General features: G+C 80.0%; 1 protein-coding gene and 1 pseudogene. One reads left to right on the forward strand and one right to left on the reverse strand.

The annotated features are described in order from the left end of the window. Positions 1–195 precede the first annotated feature (195 nt). Positions 196–432, reverse strand: coding sequence for a heavy-metal-associated domain-containing protein (locus DT057_RS34950; protein WP_238313848.1), 237 nt, complete (start codon positions 430–432; stop codon positions 196–198). 274 nt (positions 433–706) lie between these two features. Between DT057_RS34950 and DT057_RS34955 the strand changes: the two are divergent. After that, a pseudogene (locus DT057_RS34955) lies at positions 707–1,296 on the forward strand (hypothetical protein); the annotation flags it as partial.

Below are 1,296 nucleotides of genomic sequence, written 5' to 3' on the forward strand. Positions count from 1 at the left end.
CTTGTGAACCCCAAGAGTCCACACAGCCTAGAGCACGGCCCGCGGCGGTTGACGCATCGTCGGCGGAACGGCACCCCGCGCCCGTCGCCGCGAGCGGAGGACGGGCCTTCAGCCCGCCGTCGGCAGGGGACGGGCCTTCAGCCCGCCGTCGGCAGGGGACGGGCCTTCAGCCCGCCGTCGGCAGGGGACGGGCCTTCAGCCCGTCATGGCGCGGGCCTCGTAGCCGGCCTTGCCCAGGGCCTGCGCCACGTCGAGGGCCTGGGCCGCGGTGGTGACCGCGACGCGGCCGTGCGCCAGGTCGACCGCGACCTCGGCCGCCGGGTCGAGGCGCTGGATCGCCCGGGTCACCGCCGCGACGCAGCCCTGGCAGGTCATGCCCTCGACCTGCATCATGAGCGCCCTGCCGTCGCCCGCGCCGCTCTGCTCGCCCATCTCAGGTTCGCCTCGTCCGAGCGGCGCGTCCCGGCCGCAGGGGCGATGTCGGGCGGCAAGGGCTGCGAGGCAAGGGCCGGGCGGCGAGGGCCGGGCGGCGAGGGCCGGGCGGCGAGGGCCGGGCGGCGAGGGCCGCGACGTCCGTCGGCCACGGTCGCCGGAAACCCGTGGGCAGCCCTCCGCGGGCGGCTTGCGGTACCCCGACGCCTCGGCGACAACCAGGGGTCTGCCGGGGCCGACGGCCCGGCCCGTCCACGCCAGGAGAGCAACCGCCATGGCTCCGACGAAAGCCCGGCGCGCCGGCGGGCCTTCCGCGGGGGTCGTCGCGCTCTGCCTCGCCTGCCTCCTCGGGGGCGGGCTCTGCCTCGTCGTGGCCTTCCTGGCGGCGCCCGCCCTCGGCGTCGTGGCCGGGCTGGGGCTGGTCTGGGCGATGGCGGCCAGCGCCGCCGCGTGGGCGGGCCTGCGCCGGGCCCGGCGCGCCGCCGCGCAGGCGGAGAAGCTCTCGGGCGAGGTCGACCTCCTGTCGCGCCGGCTCCTCGCCCTGGAGGCGCCCGCCCTCGCCGCCCCGAATGCCGGCGTCCCGGCCGGCCGGGATGCCGGCGTCCCTGCCGCACCGGACGCCGGCGCCGCCGCCGGCCCGGCGCCGGGCCTCGCGGACGGCCTCGCCGAGGTGACGGCCGAGATCGGCCTCCTCGGGGGCATCGTGCGGGAGCTCGCCGTGGCGGTCGCGGCCCAGGACGAGGACCTCAACCGCCTGAAGGCCGCGCGCCCCGCCCCGGCGGCGGCTCCCGTCGCGCACGCGGCGGCACCGGTGCCGGCGGATCCGCGCCCGGCGCCCGCGCCCCAGGCCGGCGCGATCCTGCC

Source organism: Methylobacterium crusticola (assembly GCF_003574465.1).
GTDB classification, from domain to species: domain Bacteria; phylum Pseudomonadota; class Alphaproteobacteria; order Rhizobiales; family Beijerinckiaceae; genus Methylobacterium; species Methylobacterium crusticola.